Origin of the sequence: uncultured Mailhella sp., assembly GCF_944324615.1 — a bacterium.
Taxonomy (GTDB): domain Bacteria; phylum Desulfobacterota; class Desulfovibrionia; order Desulfovibrionales; family Desulfovibrionaceae; genus Mailhella.
The window spans coordinates 15662-40750 of record NZ_CALUWY010000015.1 but is presented as its reverse complement, the minus strand read 5'-3'; the positions used below and the strand labels follow the sequence as shown (position 1 = coordinate 40750).

19 protein-coding genes are annotated in these 25089 nt (G+C 61.8%); 10 read left to right on the top strand and 9 right to left on the bottom strand.

Annotated features, from left to right (window positions below):
- Window positions 1–110 precede the first annotated feature (110 nt).
- Window positions 111–1832, top strand: a complete 1722-nt coding sequence (recJ, locus tag Q0K07_RS05325) for a single-stranded-DNA-specific exonuclease RecJ (protein ID WP_294557396.1) — start codon at window positions 111–113, stop codon at window positions 1830–1832.
- A 416-nt stretch (window positions 1833–2248) separates the two neighbouring features.
- Here recJ and greA read toward each other — a convergent pair whose 3' ends face one another.
- Complete coding sequence (gene greA / locus Q0K07_RS05320; protein ID WP_294557394.1) at window positions 2249–2728, bottom strand: transcription elongation factor GreA; 480 nt, start codon at window positions 2726–2728, stop codon at window positions 2249–2251.
- 397 nt (window positions 2729–3125) lie between these two features.
- Between greA and ettA the strand changes: the two genes are divergently transcribed.
- From ettA to msrA, 4 genes are all read left to right on the top strand, one after another.
- A complete protein-coding gene (gene ettA / locus Q0K07_RS05315) occupies window positions 3126–4811 on the top strand; it encodes an energy-dependent translational throttle protein EttA (protein WP_294557392.1) in 1686 nt (561 codons plus the stop codon).
- 796 nt (window positions 4812–5607) lie between these two features.
- Entirely contained in the window at window positions 5608–6003 is a 396-nt protein-coding gene (locus Q0K07_RS05310; RefSeq protein ID WP_294557390.1) for a Fur family transcriptional regulator, read from the top strand.
- Window positions 6004–6641: 638 nt separating this feature from the next.
- Window positions 6642–7751 (top strand): cytochrome c biogenesis protein/redoxin, encoded by a 1110-nt coding sequence (locus Q0K07_RS05305; RefSeq protein ID WP_294557388.1) that lies wholly within the window; start codon window positions 6642–6644, stop codon window positions 7749–7751.
- A gap of 95 nt (window positions 7752–7846) precedes the next feature.
- Window positions 7847–8896, top strand: a complete 1050-nt coding sequence (gene msrA, locus Q0K07_RS05300; RefSeq protein WP_294557386.1) for a peptide-methionine (S)-S-oxide reductase MsrA — start codon at window positions 7847–7849, stop codon at window positions 8894–8896.
- A gap of 307 nt (window positions 8897–9203) precedes the next feature.
- On the opposite strand, the gene Q0K07_RS05295 is transcribed toward msrA, so the two are convergent.
- From Q0K07_RS05295 to Q0K07_RS05280, 4 genes are all read right to left on the bottom strand, one after another.
- A complete protein-coding gene (locus tag Q0K07_RS05295) occupies window positions 9204–10418 on the bottom strand; it encodes a metallophosphoesterase (RefSeq protein ID WP_294557385.1) in 1215 nt (404 codons plus the stop codon).
- Window positions 10419–10521: 103 nt separating this feature from the next.
- Window positions 10522–10944: a hypothetical protein gene (locus Q0K07_RS05290; RefSeq protein ID WP_294557382.1), complete on the bottom strand. Its 423-nt coding sequence runs from the start codon at window positions 10942–10944 to the stop codon at window positions 10522–10524.
- 14 nt (window positions 10945–10958) lie between these two features.
- Window positions 10959–11480 (bottom strand): NUDIX hydrolase, encoded by a 522-nt coding sequence (locus Q0K07_RS05285; RefSeq protein ID WP_294557379.1) that lies wholly within the window; start codon window positions 11478–11480, stop codon window positions 10959–10961.
- Window positions 11477–12130 (bottom strand): L-threonylcarbamoyladenylate synthase, encoded by a 654-nt coding sequence (locus Q0K07_RS05280; RefSeq protein WP_294557376.1) that lies wholly within the window; start codon window positions 12128–12130, stop codon window positions 11477–11479. The genes Q0K07_RS05285 and Q0K07_RS05280 overlap by 4 nt, the downstream gene beginning before the upstream one ends.
- A 37-nt stretch (window positions 12131–12167) precedes the next feature.
- Between Q0K07_RS05280 and Q0K07_RS05275 the strand changes: the two genes are divergently transcribed.
- Complete coding sequence (locus Q0K07_RS05275; RefSeq protein ID WP_294557374.1) at window positions 12168–12644, top strand: 23S rRNA (pseudouridine(1915)-N(3))-methyltransferase RlmH; 477 nt, start codon at window positions 12168–12170, stop codon at window positions 12642–12644.
- A gap of 805 nt (window positions 12645–13449) precedes the next feature.
- Here Q0K07_RS05275 and Q0K07_RS05270 read toward each other — a convergent pair.
- The 4 genes from Q0K07_RS05270 to purM all read right to left on the bottom strand — a co-directional run bounded on the left by Q0K07_RS05270 (window position 13450) and on the right by purM (window position 19133).
- Window positions 13450–15195, bottom strand: coding sequence for an AAA family ATPase (locus Q0K07_RS05270; protein ID WP_294557372.1), 1746 nt, complete (start codon window positions 15193–15195; stop codon window positions 13450–13452).
- Between the two features lie 308 nt (window positions 15196–15503).
- Window positions 15504–17639 (bottom strand): pyridoxal phosphate-dependent aminotransferase, encoded by a 2136-nt coding sequence (locus tag Q0K07_RS13290; protein ID WP_367178868.1) that lies wholly within the window; start codon window positions 17637–17639, stop codon window positions 15504–15506.
- The gene (locus Q0K07_RS05255) at window positions 17636–18079 is read right to left on the bottom strand and encodes a DUF523 domain-containing protein (RefSeq protein WP_294557418.1); all 444 of its coding nucleotides are present in this window, start codon (window positions 18077–18079) and stop codon (window positions 17636–17638) included. The genes Q0K07_RS13290 and Q0K07_RS05255 overlap by 4 nt, the downstream gene beginning before the upstream one ends.
- Window position 18080: 1 nt before the next feature.
- Window positions 18081–19133 (bottom strand): phosphoribosylformylglycinamidine cyclo-ligase, encoded by a 1053-nt coding sequence (purM, locus tag Q0K07_RS05250; protein ID WP_294557370.1) that lies wholly within the window; start codon window positions 19131–19133, stop codon window positions 18081–18083.
- Between the two features lie 522 nt (window positions 19134–19655).
- Between purM and Q0K07_RS05245 the strand changes: the two genes are divergently transcribed.
- From Q0K07_RS05245 to argS, 4 genes are all read left to right on the top strand, one after another.
- Complete coding sequence (locus Q0K07_RS05245) at window positions 19656–20690, top strand: Smr/MutS family protein (RefSeq protein ID WP_294557368.1); 1035 nt, start codon at window positions 19656–19658, stop codon at window positions 20688–20690.
- Between the two features lie 504 nt (window positions 20691–21194).
- Complete coding sequence (gene glpX / locus Q0K07_RS05240) at window positions 21195–22178, top strand: class II fructose-bisphosphatase (RefSeq protein WP_294557366.1); 984 nt, start codon at window positions 21195–21197, stop codon at window positions 22176–22178.
- Window positions 22179–22457: 279 nt separating this feature from the next.
- The gene (locus Q0K07_RS05235) at window positions 22458–23417 is read left to right on the top strand and encodes an ACP S-malonyltransferase (RefSeq protein WP_294557364.1); all 960 of its coding nucleotides are present in this window, start codon (window positions 22458–22460) and stop codon (window positions 23415–23417) included.
- Window positions 23418–23419: 2 nt separating this feature from the next.
- Complete coding sequence (gene argS / locus Q0K07_RS05230; RefSeq protein WP_294557362.1) at window positions 23420–25087, top strand: arginine--tRNA ligase; 1668 nt, start codon at window positions 23420–23422, stop codon at window positions 25085–25087.
- Window positions 25088–25089: the final 2 nt, after the last annotated feature.

Sequence of the window (25089 nt, the reverse complement as noted above, 5' to 3'; positions counted from 1 at the left end):
GGATCGTTGCTTTTTTCGGAAGTTTAAATACACTTTCCATCATAATTGTGCTTCTTCAGGGAAGCGGAAACTTCAGCGTCGGGCGTCACGCACGCCCCGGGCCGGACATCATGAACAAGGACTGGATATTCCGCACACGCAGGGACGGCGCGCCCATGCCCGCCTCTTTTGCCGCCATGGCCGGACGCTGCGGCGTTTCGCCACGGCTTGCGCGCCTTCTCTGGCTGCGCGGGCTGGACAGGCCGGAAGCCATGGCGGAATATCTCAGCCCGGGGCTTCGCTATCTGGCGAGACCTGCGCTGTGGCCGGGTATGGAACAGGCGGCGGACGTGCTGGCCCGGGGGCTTCGTGAAGGGCGGAAAATGGCCATCTGGGGCGACTATGACGCCGACGGCGTGACCAGTACGGCCCTTGCGCTGGAAGTGCTGCATCATCACGGCTTTGACGCGCTCCGTCATCTTCCCGACCGCCGCAGTGAAGGCTACGGCATGAACGCGGGCGGCGTGGAGGAACTGGCACGGCAGGGCGTTTCCCTGCTGCTCACCGTGGATTGCGGTATTTCCGATGTGGCGGCCATTGCGCGGGCAAGGGAACTCGGCATGGACGTGGTGGTCACGGATCATCATCTTCCGCCGGAACTGCTGCCCCCCGCAACCGTGCTGTGCAATCCGAAGCTCGGGGACTGCCCCTGCGCGACGCTGGCCGGCGTGGGCGTGACCTTCTTCCTCATGGCGGAGCTGAACTCCCGCCTTGCCGAAGGCGGCAGGCCGCGCATGGATATGCGCCGCACGCTGGATCTGGTGGCGCTGGGGACTCTGGCCGATCTGGTGGAACTTGAGGGGCAGAACCGTATTCTCGTCAAGAACGGTCTTCTGGTGCTGGCCGAGGCGAAAAGGCCCGGCATTTCGGAACTCAAGGCCGTGAGCGGTTTTGCGCCCCTGGCCGCCCTCGGCGCAGGGCAGGTGATCTTCAGCCTTGCGCCCCGCATCAATGCGGCGGGCCGCGTGGCCTCGGCGGAAACCGCGCTTGCTCTTCTCTGTGCGGAAGACTGCGACAGCGCGGCGGGATTCGCCCGTGCGCTGGATGCCTACAATACGCAGCGCCGCCAGGAAGAGGAACGCATTACCGAACAGGCCATGGTGCAGGCCGAAGGCGCGCTCCATGATCCGGCGCTGGTCATTGCCGGCAGAGACTGGAATCAGGGCGTCATCGGCATCGTGGCCTCGCGTCTCGTGGAAAAGTACCACAAGCCCACGCTGGTGCTCTGTACCGACGGCGACACCCTGAAAGGTTCGGGCCGCTCCATCAGCGGGTTCAACCTGCACGCCGGTCTCATGCGCTGTTCGGAAGACCTGCTGGCCTGCGGCGGGCACCGCATGGCCGCCGGTCTGCGCCTGAAACCGGAAAAGCTGGAAGCCTTCCGCACCCGTTTTCTCGACGTGGTGCGCGAGGAACTGGGGCCCGACCCCGTGCCTGCCGTGCAGATGATCGACGATGAACTCAGCTTCCGGGAAGCGGCGGATTTCGTCTTTCTCAAGGAACTGGAAATGATGCAGCCCTTCGGCGTGGGGAATCCTGAGCCGGTGTTCCAGTCCCCCCCGCTTCTGGTGAAGAGGCGCAGACTTTTCGGCCAGCAGAAGAATCATGTGCTGCTGGAACTGACGGACGAGAGCTGCAACATCACGCTTCAGGCCAAGGCATGGCGTCAGGCCGGAGAATTTCCCGCCGATCTGGAGGGCAGGCGCGTGGTTCTGGCCTACAGCCCTGCCATCGACATGTATAACGGCGCGGCCAGCGTGGACGTACGCATCAGAGACTGGAAAATGGCCTGACGCGGGGCTTTTCTGCACGATCCGGCAGAAAGGCATGTCGGGGAGGCGGCAGGAGGGGCCGCACTTCTGTCCGGAGCGCTCTTTCAGAGGGCAGGGCAGGCAAAGAATACGAAAAAGACATTCATTTTCATGTAAAAACGCCTTTTTTCCGTCACGAAGCCCGGCCTGCATGCAGGTGCGCTGTTCCCGGCAGAAGCTTTTTCAGCGGCGCCCTTTTCCAAGGCGGACGGGGCATGGCTTCGGGCCGGAGGCCGCGTGCGCTGAAGCATACGGGGAGCGGCAGAGGCGCACGGAAAGGGCGCCGTACCGCTTTGGACGGCGCGCCTGCCTGATCTGCGAAAGTTCGGACGCGCTGGCCCGAAACAAAAGAGCCCCCGACATGGCGAGGGCTCCTGATACATGCCGGAAAGGACGGATCAGTCGCGGACCCCGTGGAATTCGATTTCCGTGATCTCGTAGGTGACACGGCCGCGGGGGATGTCGATGGTGACTTCGTCACCCACCTCATGCCCCAGCAGGGCACGGCCCACGGGAGAATTGATGGAGATGGAACCCTTGGCAAAGTCGGCTTCATCGGGGCCGAGCAGGGTGAACTGACGTTCCGCGTCGGTGTCCACATCGACCACATGCACGGTAGCGCCGAAGATGACCTTCTCGCTCTGGAGCGTGTCGAGATCGATGACCGTGTACTGGGGAAGCTGGGATTCAATATAGTTGATGCGCGCTTCAAGGAAACCCTGGCGTTCACGGGCAGCGTCGTAACCGGCGTTTTCCTTCAGGTCGCCCTCTTCACGGGCTTCCTTGATGGCCTGAATAACGGCAGGGCGCTCCTTCTTGAGCGCTTCAAGTTCTTTTTCCAGCTTTTTGTAGCCCTGGACGGAAATAGGCGTGCTCATGGCAGATACCTTCAAACAGAAGAGATGCAAAAAAAGAGGCCCAACTTCTCGAAAGGGTGAGTTCACTTCCAGAAAAGCGGGGCATCAGGAAATGCTTTCTCTGCAATATAGGCCTGCCGAAGAATGAAGTCAACCCCACCGCCTGTTTCGGCCTTCTTCAACGCCGTTCATACAGAAGAGCGGGGCCTGTTTCCGCCTTGTTTTCCGGAAGGGAGAGGGCGGAGCAGGCGCGTTTTTGTCTGGACAAGCCGCCGCCCTTCTGCGAGAATCAAAACTTCAGAGCCTTCACGGAAAAAGCGCCGCTGCAGCCGGCTTCGGCTTCGTGCCTTTTCCCTGAACGTTCTTCCGTTCCGCTGCCGGGCTCCTTCCCGGCGGTGAAAACCTTTATGGAAACGCTATGGCAAACGACAATCAGCCGGATAAAGTCATTTATTCAATGAGCCGCGTGACCAAGCGCCATGGTCAGCGGGAGGTGCTCAAGGATATTTCCCTGGGCTATTTCTACGGCGCGAAAATTGGCGTGCTCGGTCTCAACGGCGCGGGCAAGTCTTCTCTGCTCAAGATCATGGCCGGGGTGGACAAGGCCTTCGACGGCGACATCGTGGTGGCGCCCGGGTACACCATAGGCTACCTTGAACAGGAACCGCTGGTGGATGAAACGCGCACCGTGCGCGAAGTGGTGGAAGAGGGCGTGCAGGAAGTCGTGGATCTTGTGAAGGAGTTCAACGAGATCAATGAAAAGTTCGCCGACCCCGACGCCGATATGGACGCCCTTATCGAGCGTCAGGCCAAAGTGCAGGAAAAAATGGACGCCATGAACGCCTGGGATCTGGATTCCAGACTGGAAATGGCCATGGACGCGCTGCGCTGTCCGCCCGGCGATACGCCGGTTTCCGTGGTTTCCGGCGGTGAACGCCGCCGCGTGGCCCTGTGCCGCCTGCTGCTCCAGAACCCCGACATTCTTCTGCTCGACGAACCCACCAACCATCTGGATGCGGAATCCGTGGCGTGGCTGGAACGCTATCTGCAGAACTTCCCGGGCACGGTCATCGCCGTCACCCACGACCGCTACTTCCTCGACCATGTGGCGGGCTGGATTCTGGAACTGGACAGAGGGCGCGGCATTCCGTGGAAGGGCAATTATTCCTCCTGGCTGGAACAGAAGGAAAAGCGCCTCGCCCTTGAGGAAAAGGCCGACAACGAACGCCGCAAGACGCTGGCCCGCGAACTTGAATGGATTCACATGTCCCCCAAGGGCCGCCATGCCAAGGGCAAGGCCCGCATCAACGCCTATGAGGCCATGCTGAGCCATGAGAGCGAACGCCTTGCCCCTGATCTGGAAATCTACATTCCGCCGGGACCGCGTCTGGGCAAGTCCGTCATCGAAGCGCGCGACATCTGCAAGAGCATGGGCGACAAGGTGCTGGTGGAAAAGGCGAATTTCCTTGTGCAGCCCGGCGCCATCGTGGGCATCATCGGCCCCAACGGCGCGGGCAAGACCACGCTTTTCAAGATGCTGGTGGGCGAGGAAAAGCCCGATTCCGGCACGCTCAGCATCGGCGAAACCGTGAAATTCGGCTATGTGGACCAGAACCGCGCCTCTCTGGAACCGGGCAAGACCGTGTACGAGATCATCAGCGGCGGCAACGACTTCATCCGCCTCGGCGGCAGGGAAGTGAACGCCCGCGCCTACTGTTCCCGCTTCAATTTTCAGGGCGGCGATCAGCAGAAGAAGGTGGACGTGCTTTCCGGCGGTGAGCGCAACCGCGTGCATCTGGCCTGCATGCTCAAATCCGGCGCCAACGTGCTGCTGCTCGACGAACCCACCAACGACATCGACGTGAACACCATGCGCGCCCTGGAAGATGCGCTGGAGAACTTCGCCGGCTGCGTGCTCGTCATCAGCCACGACCGCTGGTTCCTCGACCGTATCGCCACCCATATTCTCGCCTTTGAGGATGAGGGGCAGGTGACGTTCTTTGAAGGCAACTTCTCCGAGTACGAGGAAGACCGCCGCAAGAGACTGGGCAAGGAAGCCGATACTCCGCATCGCATGAAGTACCGCAGGCTCACCCGTCAGTAGGCGGGAAGCATGCCGGAAAACATCGAGGGCGCGCCGCCGGAAACAGGCGGGTGCTCAGACATGCGCTCTTCGTGTTTTCCTTTCCTGTTCCGCCCCGTTTCCGTGGCGGCATCGCCATGATGATCCCCCCCGGAAACGGGGGGATGCTTTCTAAAAAAAAACACCTTTCCGGTATGGCAGAGCCGTTGCGGCTCCCGTCCCGGAAGGGTGTTTTTTTTATGCGCAGGGCGGACGTGTCCCGTCATCCGGCCTCGGGCAGGGCAGGGCGCGCCGAAAAGGCCGATCCTGCGTGGCGTGCAGAACGGGGGAGCGTTTTTTCTGCCGCACAGGCATGCGCGTGTGCCTGCGGGGGGCGGTATCCATGCTCCTGTGCCGCGCGGCATGGTTTTGTGCCGGGAACACGGAGCGCCGCCGCAGAGCGCAGGCCGCAGATCAAAAGTCCGGTACGGCACGGCTCATGGAGAGGCGGCGCAGAAAGGCGGGCCCTCCTGCATGCGGCCCGGGCTTTTCCGTGAACGATTGACGCCGGAGGCGAGGAGCAGGGGCGGCCTCAGGCACTGTGCGGGCGGCACTCCCCGGCAGGAAATACGCCTCTGCGGCACGCGGCGTTCTGTGCGGAAGAAAGGCTTCTCCTGAAACAGAAGGCTTTGCGGGCATATCCATGCTGTTCCGGGGAAGCGCCGGACCCGCCGCATTCGGTCGAACCTGCCGGAAAGATAAGAAAAAATGCTTGACAGAGCGGGAACGGTTTCCTTATTTTTTAGAAATAGAATAATTCTAATTTCGGTGAACAGATATGAGATACGAAAAAAGCATTCTGGAAATAGTGAACACGGCCAACGCGCACATGACGGCGGAACAGGTGTTCTTCACCCTGAGGCAGACCTTTCCGTCCGTGGTGCTGGCCACGGTCTACAATAATCTGAACAGACTTCATCAGCAGGGGAAAATCCATAAAATCAGTGTGGAAGGGAGCCCTGACCGCTACGACAACATCACCCGCCACGATCATCTGCTCTGCCGCCGCTGCGGCGCGCTTGCGGATATTCATCTTTCCGACATCACGGCGGATCTGGAGCGGCAGACAGGTTTTCCCATCGAGGGGTACGAGCTCAGGATTCAGTATCTCTGCCCGCAATGCCGTGCGGAATGTGCGGCTTCGTCCGCAACATGCGGGGGGCAGGATGTGTAGAGGGCCTGCCGGAGTACGAGTGCCTGCAGAAAGGCCTCTGCAGCAGGGCTTCCGGGGAGTTTTTCCCGAGGGTGCTTCCGCCATGGCGGCGGGGTTGGTCTGTGCCGTCTTTTCTTCCGGGAATTTCCGGCAGGAGGCGGTCAGAAAAGAAGGGGGAGATATGTCGTCTTCTTCGGGAAAAGCCGTTTTTTCGGGGAAGCGCTGTGAGGAGCGCGGCACAATCCGTGCCGGCGCAGTGGGAGCAGAAGATATGCTCGTGTACCACGCGGGGCCTTACCTTCGCGGAGGAAGGCGGGCGCCCGGGCACCTATTTGGGAAAGGCGCAGGCCATGGGACGGAAACGCCGCGACAGCCGGCGGCGAAACGTCTGTGGAGCGCCGCTACCGTGCGGATGCGCCGGAAGAAAGGCGCATCCGCAGAGAGGCAGAGTCGCGGAAGAAAGGCATATGGGCAAAAGCCTTTCCTCCGTTTCATGAAAACCGGAAACGGCTCCGGGGCGATGGAGGGCGTCCATGCTCTTCTGCCCGGAGGCGCCGCGATGTGCGAGAGGCAGGGGCAGTCTCCCGCCTTCCGCACATCGTTCCCGTTTCCGCCATAGACACATGCTCATCATGTCTTGATGGTCAGGAGGTGATTTCTTGAATCTTCATTTCGGACTTTGTACGGCAGTATTTTCCGCAGGGCTGCTTTCCTTTTTTTCGCCCTGCATTCTGCCGCTTCTGCCGCTGTATTTCGGATATTTTTCTTCGGAAGGCGAGGCTTCCCGCTCTGCGCTCGCGCACAGGGTCAAAAAAACGCTTGCCTTTGTGTCGGGCGTTTCCATGGTGTTCTTCATCATGGGCGTCGGCGCAGGTCTCGCAGGAGCCGTTTTTCAGAGCAGATTCTTTGTGCTGTTCTGCGGAGCGGCCATCGTGCTCATGGGCATACATCAGACCGGGCTGGTGGAAATCCCCGTGCTGAACCGTACCCGGGCCTTTTCCTCTCCCGTGGTTCCCGGCAGGGGCCTGCTCGGTGCGTTTGCCCTCGGCTTCTTCTTTTCCTTCGGCTGGACGCCGTGCGTCGGCCCGGCCCTTGCCATGGTGCTCGGCATTTCGCTGCAACAGGGGGACGCGTTTTCGGGCGGCCTTCTGCTTCTTTTCTATGTGGCCGGTTTTGCCATTCCGTTTCTGCTGCTGGCGGTCGGTTCTCAGGTGCTTCTGAAGAAGCTCCGGGGCCTGTACCCCTATCTCGACAGGATCAGGATTGCGGGAGGCGTTCTCGTGGTCGCCATGGGCATCTGGATGATCGCCGGGCAGATACAGGCGCCCGTGCAGCGTCAGGTGGAAGGCAACACGCTCAGCGGTGCGTATGTGCAGCCCTCGGACTGGGCGGGAAAGCCCGTCTATCTGAAGTTCTGGGCCACCTGGTGCCCGCTGTGCCTGGCCGGTCTGGATGAGTTTTCGGAACTGGCCGGGGCCAGTGCCGGCCGTGACGATGTGGTGATCTACTCCGTGGTGGCTCCGGGCCGTCATAACGAAATGGACCGGAAGACCTTTTCCGAGTGGGCGGCGGGACAGCACCTGTCGTTTCCCGTGCTCTTTGATGACGACGGAGCGCTGGGCCGCAAGTACGGCATTCAGGCCTATCCCACCTCGGTGTTTCTGGATGCGGATCAGCAGGTGGCGGCGGTGCACATAGGACACATGAACAACGACGAGATACAGAAAAAGCTTGACGAATTGTCGAAGAACCGGGAGGTGCCGGAATGAAACGAGCGTTATTGCTGATGGGTATGGCCGGAGTGCTGCTTTTTTCCGTTTCCGGCGTGTTTGCCGTAACATCCGGTGAGGTGAAGGGAACAGGTATGAATACTCCTTCTGCAATTGAAGATCAGGGCTGGAGAAAGCGCGCGGATGCCGCGCAGTTGAGAGAGATTTTCTATGCGGGCGGCTGCTTCTGGGGGGTGGAAGCCTATTTTTCCCGGATACCGGGCGTGGTCGACGTGACGGTCGGCTATGCAAACGGCACCGTGGATCACCCCACCTACCGGCAGGTGTGCAGCGGCACGACGGGCCATGCGGAAACCGCCCATGTGGTCTACGACCCCTCCGTGGTCGACCTGAAGAAGCTTACCGAACACTTTTTCAGGATCATCAACCCGCTGTCTCTGAACCGGCAGGGAAACGATGTGGGCGGCCAGTACCGGAGCGGTATCTATTATACCGATGAGGCCGATCTTCCGGTCCTGCGTTCCGTCATGGCCGCAGAACAGAAAAAGTACAGCTCTCCCATTGTGACGGAGCTGCTTGCTCTGAAGAATTACTATCTGGCCGAAGACTATCATCAGGATTATCTGGTGAAGAATCCGGGAGGCTATTGCCACATCGATTTTTCCAGCCTGTCGGACTTTGCTCCGCTGATTGATCCTGCCGACTATGCCAGGCCCTCGGATGAGGTCCTCCGGGCCAGACTCACCAAAGAGCAGTACGCCGTCACGCAGAAGGGCAGTACCGAATATGCCTTTTCGGGTGAGTACGATCATCTTTTCGAACCCGGGCTCTATGTGGACATCGTCACGGGGGAACCGCTGTTCCTGTCTTCCGACAAGTATGATTCCGGCTGCGGCTGGCCCAGCTTCTCCAGACCCGTGGTCCCTGAGGTGATCGTGGAATACCCGGATACCAGTTACGGGCTGAGGCGGACGGAAGTGCGCAGCCGGGTGGGCAATTCCCACCTCGGCCATGTCTTTCCTGACGGCCCGGCGGAACGGGGCGGTGTGCGCTACTGCATCAACAGCGCCTCGCTGCGCTTCATTCCCTATGAGAACATGGAAAAAGAGGGTTACGGAAAGCTCCGCAGTCTGGTGACCGACGCGGCGGGCCGGGATACCCCGCGCAGCGGCAAAGGCTCATAGCGTTTCACCGGCTTCTGTGACGCTTTCTTTATAAAATACATGCCGCAGGACAGGAAATGTCCTGCGGCATGTTGCGTATGATGCCTTTGCGCCCGTTTTTTTATAAGGGGGCGGCCCGTTCCGGGCCTTTTTACCGTTTCGGCAGGCTTCCTCCGGGCGTGGATTCTGCGGCGTGCCTTATCCGCGAAGGGGGCGCCGGGGCAGAGGCCGGCCATGTCCGGCGAAATTCTGGAGCCGGGCACAGGAAAGGCGGCAGAAGGAGGGGAAGGCGCGTTTTGCAAGGCCTTCCGGGATACGGTGCTGTGCGTTATGCCCGGGCCGGGGGCTGGGGAGCGGCTTTGAGCGTGAGCAGCGTGATTTCCGCCGCCACACCGAGACGCATGGGCACATATCCCCACATGCCCGTACCGGGACTGACGTACAGCGGCATGGAACCCGCCGTATAGAGACCGGAACGGAAGCCTCCGTTCATGCGGGAAACAAGGGGGAAGAGAAAGAAGAACTGACCTCCGTGCGTATGGCCGGAAAGCTGAAGGTGACAGCCCAGCGCGGCGTTCTGTTCCGCGCTTCCCGGCCGGTGCGCCATGAGGATGCGCAGTCCTTCCCCTGCGCCCTGAAGGGCCTTCCGGGTATCGGGCGCACCGAGAGAGGGATCAAGACTGCGGAAGAGTACGGCGCAGGGGTCGGTTACGCCTGCAATGATCACGTTTCTTCCCCGCACATGATATTCCCTGTGTTCGTTGGCAAGGACGGTGAGTCCCCATTTGCGCCAGGTGTCCACCCATGAGCGCAGACCGGAATAGTAGTCGTGATTGCCCACGCTCACGGCAACGCCGAAGCGGGCGCGGAGTCCGGTGACGGGGAAGAGAAAGCGGCCGATGCGTTCCGGCGTGCCGTCCGCAAGGTCGCCGGTGATGAGCGTGAAATCCGGCTCCAGCGCGTTGGTCCGGCGCACCACCTCTTCGAGCCATTCTCCGGTGAAGGTGGAACCGATGTGCAGGTCGCTCAGGTGGGCGATGGAAAGCCCTTCCAGTTCCGGCGGAAGACCGCGTATGGGCACCTCCACCCGGCGCACCGAGGGTATGGCCAGAGCGCGGGCCATGCCGAAGGCTGCGGCGGCAAAGCTGAAGAGCACCATGGAAAGTTCCGCAGGAACGGACACAAGGGCGTTGAAGACGGTATCCGTTGCATGCTCCGTTCCGGGGATGACCATGGAAAGGGCAAGGGTGAGGGCGAGAACAACGTCGCGCACAAGCACGAGCCAGGAAAGCACCATGAAGGCGGAAGAGATGAAGCCCCCCGCGCGCATCAGGCGCAGGGGCAGATTCGGCCGGAAGGTGACCAGCAGGCGCATCCCCGTGATGGTCTGGGAAACAAGAAGCAGCAGAACGGTGAGGGGGATGCGCCAGAAGAGGGGAACCGGTTCATGCCACAGAAGGCTGAACGACATGTAGCCGGCCACAGCCAGCATGAAGGTGGTGCTTGAGGCGAAGAACATGCGGTTGCGCGTATAGTCGGCCATGAGAAATCCTGCACGAGGCGTGGCGCGGGGCCGCGGCTTATGTGTTGTCGGGGCGTTTTTCTGCGTGCGGCGCGCCCTGCTCCGGGCGCGCCGCAGGGCAGGGTCATTTGACGGCGATGTATTTTTCCATGGCCTGCGCGGAACAGGTCTGGCTGCGCCAGAAGGCCGAGGCCCAGAGTATGAGCACGGAGGCCTGCGCGTCGTCGAGCTGCCGGAACTTGGTTTCGAGGCTGCGGGGGCTGCTGCCGTATTTCTTATACAGTTCCTTTCTGTCGCACTGTTCCATCACATGCAGAAGAAGATGGGTGAGGCGCAGGTGCGAGGTGTCGATGACGATGTTCTTGTGGGCTTCAATGATGGTTTTCAGTTCGGCGGGCGTGAAGAGCGATTTCAGCGCGGTGACGGTGCCGAACCAGAGATCTATGGTCCAGGGGAGCATGAATTCCGCGCCTGCGGTGCGGCTGTGGAAATGCTCCCTGATCCAGACATCCTGTTCTTCGGCTGAATTGCGGCCGTAGTGGAACATGGCGACTCCAGAGGCTAGAAGGGGCGGGTATAGGCAATGTCGCCGTAGTCGAGGGAAGGATCTTCCGCACAGGGCAGAAGCGGGCGGCGGCCCTCCACATAGTCGCGGAAGTGGCCGATGATGCGGCCGTGGTCGAAGCAGAACGGGCCGGGCAGATTGTCCAGCGGGTAGAAGGCGGCGTCGGCCGCGTCGTCTCCGGCCTGAAGGAGCTCGGGGTGCGCGCAGCGGCCCACAAACACCGTGGTGAGGGTGTGGCAGCGCATGTCGCGCAGAGGCCAGGAATACACGCCGAGAAGCCCTTCAAGATCCACGTCCAGCCCGGTTTCTTCCTTCATTTCGCGCACGGCGGCGTGTTCCGCGCTTTCGCCTTCCTCAATGAAACCGCCGGGGAGCGCCATGCCGAGAGGCGGCGTGCCCCGTTTCACCAGCACGATGCCGTGCTTTTCATCATAAATGATGACGTCGGCCGTGGGCAGAGGATTGCTGTATTTGACGACGAGCGTGCCGCAGGAGGGGCAGTAGCGGGGATGATTCATGCTTGATCCTTGGAAGAATTGGTCAGAAGGGTAAAGCCCGCCTCCTCAAGGGAGAATACGGGCAGGGCGCCCTGCCGGAGCAGGCGCAGGCGGCGCTGTCCCAGCGGTTCGACTATGGTGCTGGCTTCACCGCCGCCGGGAGCGGGGAGGGCGTCGAACACGCCGTCGGTTTCACTCTGCAGGGAAGAGATAAGCTCGGGGTCGAGGGCGTCCTTGCAGGTGACGGCGGGCCTGCCGCTGACATTGGCGCTTGTGGAAACAATGGGAAAGCCGCAGGCGAGGGCAAGTTCCCGGGCCGCCGGGTGCGAGCTTACGCGGGCGGCGATGCGGCCGCTGCCGCCGGTAAGCACCTCAGGCAGGCCGGACACGGCCGGAAGAAGCAGGGTAAGGGGGCCGGGCCAGAAGCGGGTGAGAAGTTCAAGGTCGCCGGAAAGTTCCGGGCCGGGACATGCCACAAGCCCGAGCTGTTCCGCGCTGCCGAGAATGACCGGCAGGGGCATGGACAGCGGGCGGCGCTTGCACTGAAACACGCGCTTCACGGCCGCTTCGTCGTCGGCACGGCAGCCGATGCCGAAAAAGGTTTCCGTGGGGTAAACGAGCACTCCGCCCGAACATATGCGGCGGAATGCTTCCTGCCTTGTAAGAGTCACGCTTGCCTCCGTGGAAAGGTGAGCCTATAGTGGACGAATGAGTTTGAAACCATTGCGAATCATGACGGTCGGCAGGCCGCACGCCACCTTCTGGAAGGATGCGGCGGCCCATTATATGGAACGGCTTTCCCGCTGGAGACAGATGACGGAAACCATCATCCGCGATTCCGACCCAGCTCTGCCGGTGGCCCGGCGTGTGGAGGAAGAGGGAAAGCGCATCCTTGCGGCGCTCACGCCGCAGGATATCGTGGTCTGCCTCGATGAGAAGGGCCGTTCCATGACGTCCAGAGAATTTTCACGCTTTTTGGACGGAATGTCCACCGATGCGACGCGCCGCCCGTGCTTTATTGTGGGCGGACCTTTCGGCCTGCACGACAGTGTGAGGGAAAAGGCGCGTCACCTCATTGCCTTCGGCCCGCAGACGCTGCCCCATGAGCTTGCCCGCGTGGTGCTGCTGGAGCAGCTTTACCGTGCGGAAACGCTGCTCAGAAACATGCCCTATCACCACGATTGACGTGGAAAAAGCCTCTGCCCGAGGCGTGGGCAAAAGCGTTTTTCTTCCCGTTGCACAAGCGGCCTTTGGGGCGCCTGCCGTTCTGGAATCTTCCGGGCGGTGCTTTTGTCGTATCCGGCGGAAGATAAGGTGCGGCTTTACCCGGAACGACCCTTTCTGCGGAATCCGGGAGGCTTTTTTAGTCTCCGGAAAAGGGGACGCCTGCCCCTGCGCATCGGAAATGTGCGGGAGGCGTGGGAGGCCGCCCGCAGAGATAAGGATGCACCTGCACGGAGCAGGGCGGAAGCATCCTGTCTGTGCTGATGCCTGCCCCGGCGGCCCTCCGTGCTGCCGGAAAGGGGGGAATCCCGATGCAGGCCCCGGGCCATGAGGGAGAAAAGGAATATGGCCTTATCCGGCATCCGGTGGCTGTTCCTTCCGGGCCGCACCTTTTTCCGTACCGCATGCTTTTTCCTGCCGTCTTGCCTGTCTGCCCCGATTGCCCTGAAAAGTCCGTTTCCCTTCCGGCCGGTGAAAGAGATGCGCATGCGCTCCACATGAGCAGCTTTGCCGCTGAAAAACGGCAGCGGATGTTCTCCACGGCGCCGCGCGGGACGGCACAGGGGAGGGACAGGGGGAAGGAGAGGCCGCCGCGGACGAAGGGCAGAACCTGTTCATCCAGCTCGAAGGTGCCGCCACAAGGCACCTCAGGGGCATGGCGGAAAACGGCAGAGCGCGATGCCTCCATGGCTACAGCCACGATGCGGCAGCCGGTCATGGGTGTCCCCTTGGGGAGGCGAGTTTTCCGCCTGCACAAAAAGCGTCGTCAGGAGGCCGCTTCGTCCGGTACGGACAGGATTTCCCCGTGCGGAGCCTTTGCACCGGCAACGGAATCCGGCCTGAGCGAGGACAGGAGGCTTGCCTGCGTATAAAGGCGAAGGGCGGCTTCCGTTTCCCGTCCGGGTGCGCCTTCCTCCCCGGCCATTCTTTTGAGTTCTTCTGCGCGGGCGTGTGCGTCCAGCGGGCGGCAGAGGGTGAAGGTTTCGTTGCCGCGTTCTTCCTTGCACACCTGGAAATGCTGCGCTGCACGGGCGGCGAGCTGCGGCCAGTGGGTGATGATGAGAAGCTGGCGGCGGGAGGCGAGTTCGTGCAGGCGGTCGGACACGCGGTTCAGCGTCATGCCGCCCACGCCCGCGTCGACTTCGTCGAAAATAAGGGTGGCGTCTTCACTGGTGTTCTGTACGCCCACCACGGCCAGCAGAAAGCGCGAAAGCTCACCGCCGGAGGCAATTTTATCCAGCGGCTGCGGATGCTGGCCCGGGTTGGGGGCCCAGAGCAGGCGGTAGCGGTCTTCCACACAGGCGGGGCAGATCACCTTCACCTTGTCTTCCACCTGCGGCCATACCTCGTGGGACGTGGATTCCGGCTCCACATGAACCCGTTCGGAAAATCCCAGCCCGGCAAGTTCCTTTTCCAGGGCAAGGCAGAAGCGGGTGGCGGCTTCCTTGCGGCGGGCATTGCATTCTTCAAGCACCGCATGAAGTTTTTTGGAAAGTTCCCGCTCCTGCTTTTCCAGCCTGTGCAGGTCCAGCCCGCAGGCATCGAGGAAGGAGAGGTTTTCCGTGATTTCCTCGCGCAGGCGCAGAATTTCCGGGATGGAGCGGCGCATGCGGCGCTTGAGCTGAGAAAGCTCGTACAGGCGGGCCTCCAGCTCGTCCGGGTCGTATTCGCTCCCGGAAGAAGGCGTGGTACGGAAGCGGCGCGTGAGTTCCCGGGCCTCTTCCTCAAAGTTGAGCAGCGCCTCCAGCGAAGGGGCAAAGCTCTCATCTTCCTGCGAAAGAGCGTGAAGCAGGCGTTCCAGCTCCCCCAGAAGCGCGGCAAGGCCTGCATTCTCGCCGCCCAGCATGAGTTCCAGCCCCTGTTCGTACTGCCCGCGCAGCCGCTCCACGCTTTTCAGCTCGGTGCGGGCCTGTTCCAGGCGTTCTTCCTCGCCTTCCTCAGGCGCGACCTTTTCAATTTCCTTCTGCTGCATTTCCAGAAGTTCCCTCTTCTCGCTCAGCATGTCCATGCGCGCAAGAAGGGTGCGGCGCTGTTCCGCCACCACCTTCAGTTCCCTGAGGAGGGCATCCTTCCGGGTCACGATGGACGGATCCGGCAGAAAGGAATCAATGAGCGCCGCCTGATAGGAGGGCTGGAGCAGGCGCTGCTGCCCGTGCTGGCTGACGTGGAAGAGCAGATCCCCCCGCAGGGCACGCACCGTCTCCTGTGAGGTGAGGGAACCGTTGAGGAAAAAATGACTGCGCCCGGAGGCGGCGGAAAGCTCGCGCCTGAGCACCACTTCCTCCTCACCTTCCGGCCCCTTGCGGGTGAAGAGCGCCTCCACCTGCGCCTTGTCGCGGCCGGGGCGCACCATGTCGGTGGCAAGTCTGTCCCCGAGGACGAAGTTGATGGCCTTGAGGATGAAGCTTTTGCCCGCGCCGGTTTCACCCGTGAGGGCGTTCATGCCCTCGCCGAATTCCAGCTCCATGTCGTCTATGAGCGCAAGGCCGCGTATGCGCAGGTATTCCAGCATGATTCCACCAGAAAAGAAAAAGTTGCGGGCAAATCCCCGATAGCACATCTTTCGTTGAAAAAAAACGAAAAGTCAAGAATAAATTTATTTTGTAAATAAATAGAAGATTGAAATTTCCCGTGCCCGGGAAAGGAGCCTGAAAAGGAACGCCATGCCCCGTGGAGGGAGAAGCCGGGCCTCTTTGCAGGGTGTGCGCCGCGGAGGTTTCCTTGCCGGGGGCTGCTCCGCCTGCGGAGGAGCTTTTCCGACAAAAACGGCGCGCCGGAAACGTGTTCCGGCGCGCCGTTACGGTGTCCTTCAGGGGAAAATCAGCCCCGGAGAGCCTTGCGGAAGCCTTCGGCCGAGCGTTCGATCACGGCGTCTTCCACGGCGAAGGAGAGGCGGAAGTAGCCGGGATACCCGAAGCCGGAACTCGGCACGGCGAGTACGAGGTTTTCGGTCAGGCGTTCCACAATGGCCTTGTCGTCTCCGCCGGGGGCCTTGGGGAAGAAGTAGAAGGTGCCTCTGGGCAGGGTGAATTCATAGCCTGCATCGGCAAGAATGGCGGCCAGGCGGTTGCGGCGGCGGGTATAGACGGCGAGGGCCTCCTGCGTGGAGGTGCCGAGGCATTCCGCCATGAGGTACTGACCCACCACGGGCGGGTTCACAAAGCCCAGCACGCGGTTGGAGAAGATAAGGCCGTCCATGAGCTTGTCCGCATCGTCCATGGCGGGGTTCACGGCGATATAGCCTACGCGTTCCCCGGCCATACCGTAGTTCTTGGCAAAGGAGCTGATGACCACGGCGTACTTGTAGAGCGGCAGGGCGGCGGGCACTTCCAGCCCGTCGTAGGCCAGGAAGCGGTAGGGTTCGTCGGCAATGAGGTAGATGATGCGTCCGATGCGCTTCGAGGCCTCTTCCAGCATGGCGGCCAGAGCCTCGATGTCCTCCTTCGTGTACACTGCGCCCGAGGGGTTGTTGGGCGAATTGATGATGACGGCCCTTGTGCGCGGCGTGACTGCGGCGCTCAGCGCTTCCACATCGGGGCCGAAGTCTTCCGCACGACAGGGCACGGGGCGGAGCGTGCCGCCGTGATTGCCGACATAGAAGCGGTATTCACCGAAGAAGGGCGCGACGGTGAGCACTTCGTCGCCCGGATCAAGCACCGTGTGGAAAAAGGCGTTCATCACGCCGGCAGCGCCGCAGCCGAGCATGACGTGCTTTGCCTCAAGGGCGGTTTTCTGCTGTTCGCTCAGCCATGCGGCCAGTTTTTCCCTTGCCCAGGCAAAGCCGCCGTTGGGCATGTAGCCGAGAATGCCCGGTTCGGAAAGGCGGGCGGCAAGGGCGCTCATGGCGTGCGCAGCCTCGGCGGGCGGGGCGAGATCGGGGTTGCCGAGGCTGAAGTCGCAGACGGCGTCGGCCCCGTATTTCTTGCGCAGTTCGATGCCGGCCTCGAACATGCGCCGGATCATGGATCCCTGGGAAAGGTTTTGCTCCATAGCGGAGCAGAGAACGGAAGCAGACATGGCAGACTCCTTGGACGTTGGGAAGGGAGCGGAAAAAGAGGAAAGGCTTCCGGGATGGGAAGTCCCGGAAGGGCTGTTCTTCGGAAAAAGAGGCGGGCAGGGCAGGGCCGGATCATCCAGCGCCGCGAGGGCTTCTTCCAGCCGATCCAGCCACAGATCCACAAAGGCCGCGTCGTCGGCAAGGCCGCGCAGTTCGGCCTGACAGCAGTATCCTGCAGCTTCGATGCGGCTTTTCCATGAGGTGGGCGCCGCCCCCGCCATATCTTCCAGCGTATGGCGGCCCACAAGGGACAGCAGGGGCATGAGCCATACCCGGCGGGTGGGGGAGATTTCTTCGGCAAGGGCGGGCAGAAGCATGTCAAGCCCGTCGGCAGGAAGCGCTTCTCCCTCCGGCCGCTGCAGACCTCTGCCCACCATGCAGGCGATGTGGATATGACTGTCCAGAGCACGCACGGCCTCGGCCCAGCGGCCGTAGAGAATGTCACATTCATGGCGGCTGCCGTGGGCCATGCAGATTACGGGTTCATCGGGCGCGCGCAGAGGGGATATGTGGCGTATGAGGGTGCGCGCGGCGCTCAGGATGGCATGCTCTCCGGGGCCGGAAAGCAACGGCAGGCCGAGGCTCACGCAGAGTCCTCCTTCCTCCATGCCTGCCCGGCATTCCGCGGCCACGGCGCCGTATTCCATGCCGGGAATGAGGTGCAGAGGCTGCACGGCCACATGGGTGTAGCGCTCAAAGCGCATGCGCTTCAGGGCCTTGAGCACGGAATCGGATTTGGTGCGGGAACTGGCAAGGCGCATGCGCATGGTTTCCGAGGTGAAGGCCCAGCGCACGGGCAGGGAAAAACGCGCCTCCGCGGCGGCCTGCACGGCGCGCAGGGCACTGGCTCCGCGGATGTTTCCGAAGCCGTAGGCCGCGAGGAGAATGCCCCGTTTCATGCCTGTTCCGGGGAGAAGGTTTCTTCGGTAAAGAGCTGGAAGCCTTTTTTGCGCAGCAGCGCGGCGAAAAGCCCGTCGCCGTCCACGAGGGTGCGGGTGAAGGTGCCGTCATAGATGCGCCCGCAGCCGCAGGAAGGGGAACGGGCCTTGAGTATGGCGGCCGAACAGCCGTATTCTTCCGCAATGTAGAGCGCGGCCTCCGCGCCGGAGGCAAAGGCAAAGGTCACGTCTTCCCCCGTGGCGGAGTACACGCCGTCGCCTCTGCGTTCACTGGGCGTGCGGGGCGTGGGCAGGCCTCCGAGCACTTCGGGACACACGGGGACGGCCTGTCCGGATTCCACAAGGGCGCGCACTTCCTCGCGCAGGTTGGAGCGGCCGTCGTAACGGCAGCACTGGCCCGCAAGGCAGGCGCTGACCACATAACGGCAGGGCTTCTGCAGTTCAGTCAAAGGAAATCTCCACCTGTTCCTGATGTTCCTTGCGCCGGACTATGGTGCCTATTTCCCAGGCTTCCGTATTCATGGACTTGAAGCGGGGGAGCATGTCGTCGGCAGTGGCCCTGTCGGTGATCATGATGTAGCCTATGCCGCAGTTGAAGACCTGGAGCATTTCCGGCCAGGTGAGATTCCCCTGCTGCTTGAGCCAGTCGAAAATGGCGGGGTGTTCCCAGCTGTTGAAGCGGATGTTCGCGCATACGGAGGCGGAAAGCACGCGGGGAATGTTGTCGTAGAAGCCGCCGCCCGTGATGTGCACCATGCCCTTGATCGGCAGGTCGCGCATGATGGACTTGACCTGGTCGGCATAGATGACCGTGGGCGTGAGGAGCACATCGGCAAAGGTGCGGTTGGTGCCGGGCACGATGTCGTCGCCCTTGACGCCGCTTTCCTCATAGATCTTGCGCACCAGGGAATAGCCGTTGGAGTGCAGGCCGGAGGAGGCAAGACCGATGATCACGTCGCCCACGCTGATGGTGGAACCGTCCACGATCTTCGGCCCGTCCACAATACCCACGCAGAAGCCTGCAAGGTCGTAATCGCCCTTGGCGTACATGCCGGGCATTTCTGCCGTTTCTCCGCCGAGAAGCGTGCAGCCGCTCTGACGGCAGCCTTCCACAATGCCGCCGACCACCGTGGCCGCAAGGTCGACATCAAGTTCGCCGCAGGAAAAATAATCCAGGAAAAAGAGGGGCTTTGCGCCGAGAACCAGGCAGTCGTTCACACTCATGGCCACAAGGTCTATGCCCACGGTGTCGTGCCGGTTGAAAAGGGAGGCCATTTTGAGCTTCGTACCGACGCCATCGGTTCCGGACACGAGCACCGGCGACTGCATTCCCGTAATGTCGGGCCGGAACAGGCCGCCGAAGCCGCCTATGTCCGAAAGGACGCCGTGGGTCTGCGTGCTGGCCACCATGTCTTTGATGCGGGCCACCAGCTCATTGCCCGCGTTGATGTTCACACCTGCACAGGTGTATGCGTCGGAACGGGAAAAACTCATCGTCTCATCTCCTCAAGGAAAGGCGGCTTTGCCGGAGTCGGAAAGCGGCCTGATTGCGCACCTGCAGACCGGGGAAGGCGCGAAAGGGCCGTCAACCGGCCTGTACCGCCCGAAGGCGTAAACAGGCGCCCCATATTAATAGTCACTTCCTCCGCTTTTGCCAAGGTGTAAAATGAACCCGCCGGAGGGGCGGAACATGTCCGGGTATGCTCCCGCCGCAGACAGAGCGCGCGGCGTTTTTTTGTTTTCGGGGCGGATCCGCACCGGGTCGGGATGATTTTTTCATGTTCTGTGCGCCGTTGGGAGAGCTGGCATTTCTCAGCGGGCATGCCGCGGCGGGGCGGCCGGGGATGTTTTTCCGGCAGGCGGCCTTTTCCCGGCGCCGGGGCAGAAGAGGCGCGCGGGGCTTCTCAGGGAAGAAAACGGGCGGAATATTTCTCCTTCCCTTGCTTTTCCCGGCGGAAGCCTTAGAAACAAGGCAGGTAACGCTGTGTATATGGACGTAACATTGAGGCGGTTGTCATGAGCAAAGATCCTTCCAATCCGTTTTCCATGCTTAACGCGCGGGATTTTCCCTCCCGCAACAACAGAGAAAATCCCCGGAAATCGCGCCAGCCCAGGACGGTGGTGAAAAACAGGGAGGCCGAGGCGGCCGCCCGGGATGCCGATGAGGCGCTGTTCATGCAGGCCATGGGCGGCAGTGTGCGCGCGCTTCCTGCTTCCGGGGCGTCGGGAGGAGGCAGACAGCCCCGGGGAGAATCCGAGAACGACAACGACAGCTTTGCCCGGGAACTGGAGCGCAAGGGCGTGAAGCGCATGCTGAAGAAGGGCGACAGGCCCGCCCCCGCTCCCGTGCTGGAAAAGCAGGAAGAGCCGGTGCCGGCCACGCTTACGGCCATGGCCAGAGCCGGAGCGCGTGCGGCCCGGGATGACGATGCCGCCATGCTGAACGAGGCCGCCGGCGCGCCCGATGACAAAGACGACAGCCGCGACTTCTTTTCCGCCATCAAGGGCACGGTGCCCCTGAACGCCCGGGGCCGCGACGTGCCCGTGGAACCGGAGACACCCCCTGTTGCCGTGACGGACCCCAGGCATCCCCTGCAGGACTTCATGGAAGGCAAGGTGGAATTTTCCGTGGCCAGTACCGATGAATACGCGGAAGGGCATGTGGTCGGCCTTGATCTCATGATCGTTTCTCAGCTGCAGTCGCGCCAGTTCAGCCCGGAAGCGCACATCGACCTGCATGGGCTGAACTGCGAACAGGCCTTTCAGAACCTGGTGGGATTTTTCCGCAGTTCCTATTACAAGGGCGTGCGTACCGCCCTTGTGGTGACGGGCCGGGGACTCAATTCCCTCAACGGCGTTCCGGTGCTGCGTTTCCGCGTGCAGCAGTGGTTCACCCAGGACCCGTTCAAGCGTGTGGTGCTTGCCTTCTGCACGGCCAAGCAGGAGGACGGCGGGGCGGGCGCCTTTTATGTGCTTCTGCGCAAGTACAAGAAAAGCTCGGGAAAGATCCGCTGGGATGTCATGCCCTCCGACCCGGATCTCTATCTGTAGCCAGGCTGAGCGCATGAGGCTGTGCCCCGGGATGCCCGGGGCGCAGCTGCAGGATGATGTTTCTGCGCTTCTGCCGGAAACGTGTTTTCTGCCCGGCAGAGGGCGCTTTCACGCATAAGCCGGAAGATCTTTGTGCAGGAGAGCCGTTTTTTCATTAAGGGGGAGCCTTGTTCCACTCCCTCCCTGTCCTTCGCGCACCCCGCCTGCCGCATGTTGCGGCGGCGGGGTGCTTTTGTGCGGAAGAGGGCGCGCCTGCTGCGGGAAAAGTCCCCTCCGGGACGACGGACTGGGACTTTTCCGTATGCGATCCTGCCCGGAGCCTCCAGAGCACGGCATACACGAATCATGTTACAAAACCTTTCAGGCTTTTTTCAAGGAAGGCTTTAACTTTACACGGCGGCCTTTTACTCTTGATGAAAAATCCGGGCTCGGCTATAGTTGCTTTACTGCGGCCTGCGCACGGGCCCTCATGTAAAGCAACCCCCCTTTCCGAGGAAGGACGATATGCAAGCTCCTGAAAAAAATCTGGCATTTGATCTGCTCCGTGTAACGGAATCCGCGGCTCTTTCTGCGGCGCGCTGGCTGGGAAAGGGCGCCAAGGAAGAGGGCGACGGCGCTGCTGTGGACGCCATGCGTCTGTCCTTCGATTCCCTTTCCATCCGCGGGCGCGTCGTCATCGGCGAAGGTGCCAAGGATGAGGCACCCATGCTGTACAACGGCGAGGAAGTGGGCGATGGAACCGGGCCGGACATCGACATTGCCGTCGATCCCGTGGAAGGCACCAATCTGCTGGCTCTCGGCCGCCCCAATGCCATTGCTGTGATAGGGGCGTGCAAATCGGGGTACATGTATAATCCCGGCTCAAGCTACTACATGAAAAAGCTCGTGGTGGGGCGTGAGGCGCGCGACGTGGTGGACATCGACGCACCCGTGGCCGACAACCTTCACGCCGTGGCCCGCGCCGTAGGCAAGGACATCAACGACCTTGTGGTCTTCGTGCTCGACAAGCCCCGTCACAAGGGCCTCATCGAGGAAATCCGCAAGACGGGCGCGCGCATCACCCTGCATACCGACGGCGACGTGGCCGGTTCGCTCATGGTGGCCGATCCCAGTGTGGATGTGGATGTCATGATGGGTACCGGCGGTACGCCCGAAGGCGTGATTTCCGCATGCGCCATCAAGGGCGTGGGCGGGCAGATGTTCGGCCGCTTCGATCCGCAGTCCGATGCGGAACGTCAGGCCATGATTGCGGAAGGCACGCGACTTGATGAAATCCTCACCGTGGATTCCATCATCCGCGCCGATGATGCGTTCTTTGCCGCCACCGGCATTTCCGGGGGCACCTTCCTCGGCGGCGTGAGCTATTCCGGGCGCGGTGCGGTGACCCATTCTCTGGTCATCCGCGCCAAGACCGGCACCTTCCGCTACATCGAGTCGCACCATAACTGGGAACGCCTGATGAAGTTCAGTTCCGTTCGCTACGATTGATGTGTCCCGGGCGGAATTCCCTGCATTTTCATGAAAAAAGGCGTTGCACAGTAAACGCCTTTCATGAGAAGAGGGGCGGACTGCCCGACGACACGGGCCGGCGGTACTCTGCAGCAGGGGGCTTCCGGCAGTCGCACCGCCCGGGAAAACAACGTTTTCGCGGGCGGCCCGGCAGAGGGAGACGCTCCGCGTTTCCCGCAACAGGTTGAGAAAGACGGGCCCCGTCCCACAGGCGGCGGCCCGTGTGTTATGACCCATAATCCATCCAAGGAGTATGGAATGAGCAGTGTTCAGACGGCCATCCTGTTCCCCGGTCAGGGGGCGCAGGCATCCGGCATGGGGCGGCGTCTCGCCGAGGCGTCCGCCGATATCATGGACCTCTGGAAGAAGGCGGAAAGCGTAAGCGGTCTGCCTCTGCGCGAAATATACTGGGAGAGCGAAGACGCCACTCTCATGGCCGAAACCCGCAATCTTCAGCCCGCCATCACCGTGGTGAACCTCGCCCTGTGGATGAGCGTGGCGGATCGCCTTTCCCCCGCCTGCGCGGCCGGGCACAGCCTCGGCGAATTCAGCGCCCTTGCCGCCGCCCGCGTGCTTCCCATGGACAAGGTCCTGGAGCTTGTGACTCTGCGCGGCCGCCTCATGGCCGATGTGGACCCCGAACACATAGGCACCATGTGCGCCATGATCCGCCTTTCTCAGGAACAGGTGGAAACCGTTGCCAGGGAAGTTTCCGAATCCACCGGCAAGCTGGTGCGCGTGGCCAACAAGAATACGCCTCTGCAGTTCGTGCTGAGCGGGCACCGCGAGGCCGTGGAGGCCGCCGCCGAACGCCTGAAGGCGGAGAACCCCCGCGCCAAGGGCTTCCCCCTTGCCGTGAGCGGCGCGTTCCATACCCCCATGATGGCCGAGGCTTCCGCCGAATTCTCCAAGCTGCTGGACAAGCAGGACTGGCACGACGCGGCCTTCCCCATTTATTTCAACATCAACGGCGAACCTCTGAGCGATGCGGAATCCATCCACAGCGCCATGCGCCGTCAGATGACCTCGTCCGTCTGCTGGGTGGACACCATTTCCAATCAGTGGCGCGACGGAGTGCGCCGCTGGGTGGAATTCGGCCCTCAGGGCGTGCTCACCCGCATGGTCCGGCCCATTCTCGTGGCCGCCGATGTGGCCGACGGCAGCTACACCACTGTTCATATTCCCAACAAAGACGCCGTGGATGCGTTTGAAGGATAACGATGCGCGATATACTCCTCATTGAAAAGGCCCTGCGGGACATTGTGGCCGCTCATGGCTGGGAATGGCCGGAAAAGGCCGTTCTGGAAATCCCCAGAGATGAAAAGCACGGCGATCTGGCCACCAATCTGGCCATGGTGCTTGCAAAGCAGGCCAAGTCGGCTCCCCGCGCCGTGGCCGAAGGCCTTGTCGCCGAACTGTGCGGGAAGTTCCCCGGTCTGGTGACGGCCGAGATAGCGGGGCCGGGATTCATCAACATCACCTTCGCCCCGTCGTTCTGGCAGGGCGTGGTGCTGGATGTGGAAGAGCAGGGCAGGGCCTTCGGCTCCTCGAAGAGCGGCAACGGCCGCCGTATCGTGGTGGAATATGTTTCCGCCAACCCCACCGGCCCGCTGCACATCGGGCACGGCCGCGGCGCCGCCGTGGGCGATTCGCTCACCCGTCTGCTGCGCTTTGCCGGATACGATGTGTCCACGGAATATTACATCAACGACGCGGGCAGGCAGATGCGCCTGCTCGGTGATTCCGTGTACCTGCGCATGCGCGAGATCCTCAATCTGCCCGTGGTCTACCCCGAGGACCCCAAGGGCTGGTATCACGGCGACTACATCCGCGACATCGCCCGGGAAATGCTGGAAAAGGATCCCGAACTTCCCAACCGTCCCGAGGCCGAAGCCAAGGACCTCTGCTACGAGTATGCCTGCGCCACCATTCTGGCGGGCATCAAGGAAGACCTCAGGGAATTCCGCGTGGAACATCAGGTCTGGTTCTCGGAAAAGAACCTTGTGGATGCGGGCAAGGTGGAGGAAGCCTTCGACAAGCTGCGCGGCATGGGCCTTGTGTACGACAAGGACAACGCCACCTGGCTGGCGACGGAACAGTTCGGCGACGACAAGGACCGCGTGCTCCGCAAGAGCGACGGTTACCTGACCTACTTCGCTTCCGACATCGCCTATCATGCCAACAAGTTCGAGCGCGGTTTCGATGAATGCATCGACGTGTGGGGCGCGGACCATCACGGCTATGTGCCCCGCATGAAGGCCGCCATCACCTGCATGCAGCACGACCCGGAAAACGACTTCCATGTGGTGCTCATCCAGATGGTGAACCTCATGCGCGGCGGCGAGCCCGTGGCCATGTCCACGCGCTCCGGCGAGTTCGTGACCCTGCGCGAAGTGCTCGACGACGTGGGCACGGACGCCGCAAGGTACATGTTCCTTTCCCGCAAGAGTGACAGCCCGCTTGATTTCGATCTGGATCTTGTGAAGCAGCGCAACATGGAAAATCCGGTGTACTATGTGCAGTATGCCCATGCCCGTGTGGCCGCGCTGCTGCGCCGCGCCGCCGACAGAGGCGTGAGCGTGCCGGAACACAGCACTGCCGACATGCTTGCTCCGCTCACCTCTGCGGACGATCTTGCGCTGCTGCGCGAGGTGGAACGCTTCCGCAATGTGGTGGAAGACGCGGCCCGCGCCCGTGCCGCCCATCCCGTCAGCTTCTACCTCATGGAACTGGCCGGCAGGCTGCACAGCTACTATGCCAACAACCCCGTTCTGAGCGGCGACGACGAAGCCGTGATGAAGGCCCGTCTGGTGCTTCTGCGCGCCGTGAGCGTGGTCATTGCCAACGGTCTTGACCTGCTCGGCGTGAGCGCGCCGGAATCCATGTAGTC

Excerpts from the sequence above, each read along its gene's own strand:
- Q0K07_RS05285 (WP_294557379.1), bottom strand. The coding sequence starts at position 11,480 with ATGAATCATCCCCGCTACTGCCCCTCCTGCGGCACGCTCGTCGTCAAA.
- recJ (WP_294557396.1), top strand. The coding sequence starts at position 111 with ATGAACAAGGACTGGATATTCCGCACACGCAGGGACGGCGCGCCCATG.
- argS (WP_294557362.1), top strand. The coding sequence starts at position 23,420 with ATGCGCGATATACTCCTCATTGAAAAGGCCCTGCGGGACATTGTGGCC.
- ettA (WP_294557392.1), top strand. The coding sequence starts at position 3,126 with ATGGCAAACGACAATCAGCCGGATAAAGTCATTTATTCAATGAGCCGC.
- Q0K07_RS05295 (WP_294557385.1), bottom strand. The coding sequence starts at position 10,418 with ATGGCCGACTATACGCGCAACCGCATGTTCTTCGCCTCAAGCACCACC.
- Q0K07_RS05310 (WP_294557390.1), top strand. The coding sequence starts at position 5,608 with ATGAGATACGAAAAAAGCATTCTGGAAATAGTGAACACGGCCAACGCG.
- Q0K07_RS13290 (WP_367178868.1), bottom strand. The coding sequence starts at position 17,639 with ATGAAACGGGGCATTCTCCTCGCGGCCTACGGCTTCGGAAACATCCGC.
- Q0K07_RS05270 (WP_294557372.1), bottom strand. The coding sequence starts at position 15,195 with ATGCTGGAATACCTGCGCATACGCGGCCTTGCGCTCATAGACGACATG.
- Q0K07_RS05235 (WP_294557364.1), top strand. The coding sequence starts at position 22,458 with ATGAGCAGTGTTCAGACGGCCATCCTGTTCCCCGGTCAGGGGGCGCAG.
- Q0K07_RS05290 (WP_294557382.1), bottom strand. The coding sequence starts at position 10,944 with ATGTTCCACTACGGCCGCAATTCAGCCGAAGAACAGGATGTCTGGATC.
- msrA (WP_294557386.1), top strand. The coding sequence starts at position 7,847 with ATGAATACTCCTTCTGCAATTGAAGATCAGGGCTGGAGAAAGCGCGCG.
- glpX (WP_294557366.1), top strand. The coding sequence starts at position 21,195 with ATGCAAGCTCCTGAAAAAAATCTGGCATTTGATCTGCTCCGTGTAACG.
- Q0K07_RS05245 (WP_294557368.1), top strand. The coding sequence starts at position 19,656 with ATGAGCAAAGATCCTTCCAATCCGTTTTCCATGCTTAACGCGCGGGAT.
- Q0K07_RS05275 (WP_294557374.1), top strand. The coding sequence starts at position 12,168 with ATGAGTTTGAAACCATTGCGAATCATGACGGTCGGCAGGCCGCACGCC.
- greA (WP_294557394.1), bottom strand. The coding sequence starts at position 2,728 with ATGAGCACGCCTATTTCCGTCCAGGGCTACAAAAAGCTGGAAAAAGAA.
- purM (WP_294557370.1), bottom strand. The coding sequence starts at position 19,133 with ATGAGTTTTTCCCGTTCCGACGCATACACCTGTGCAGGTGTGAACATC.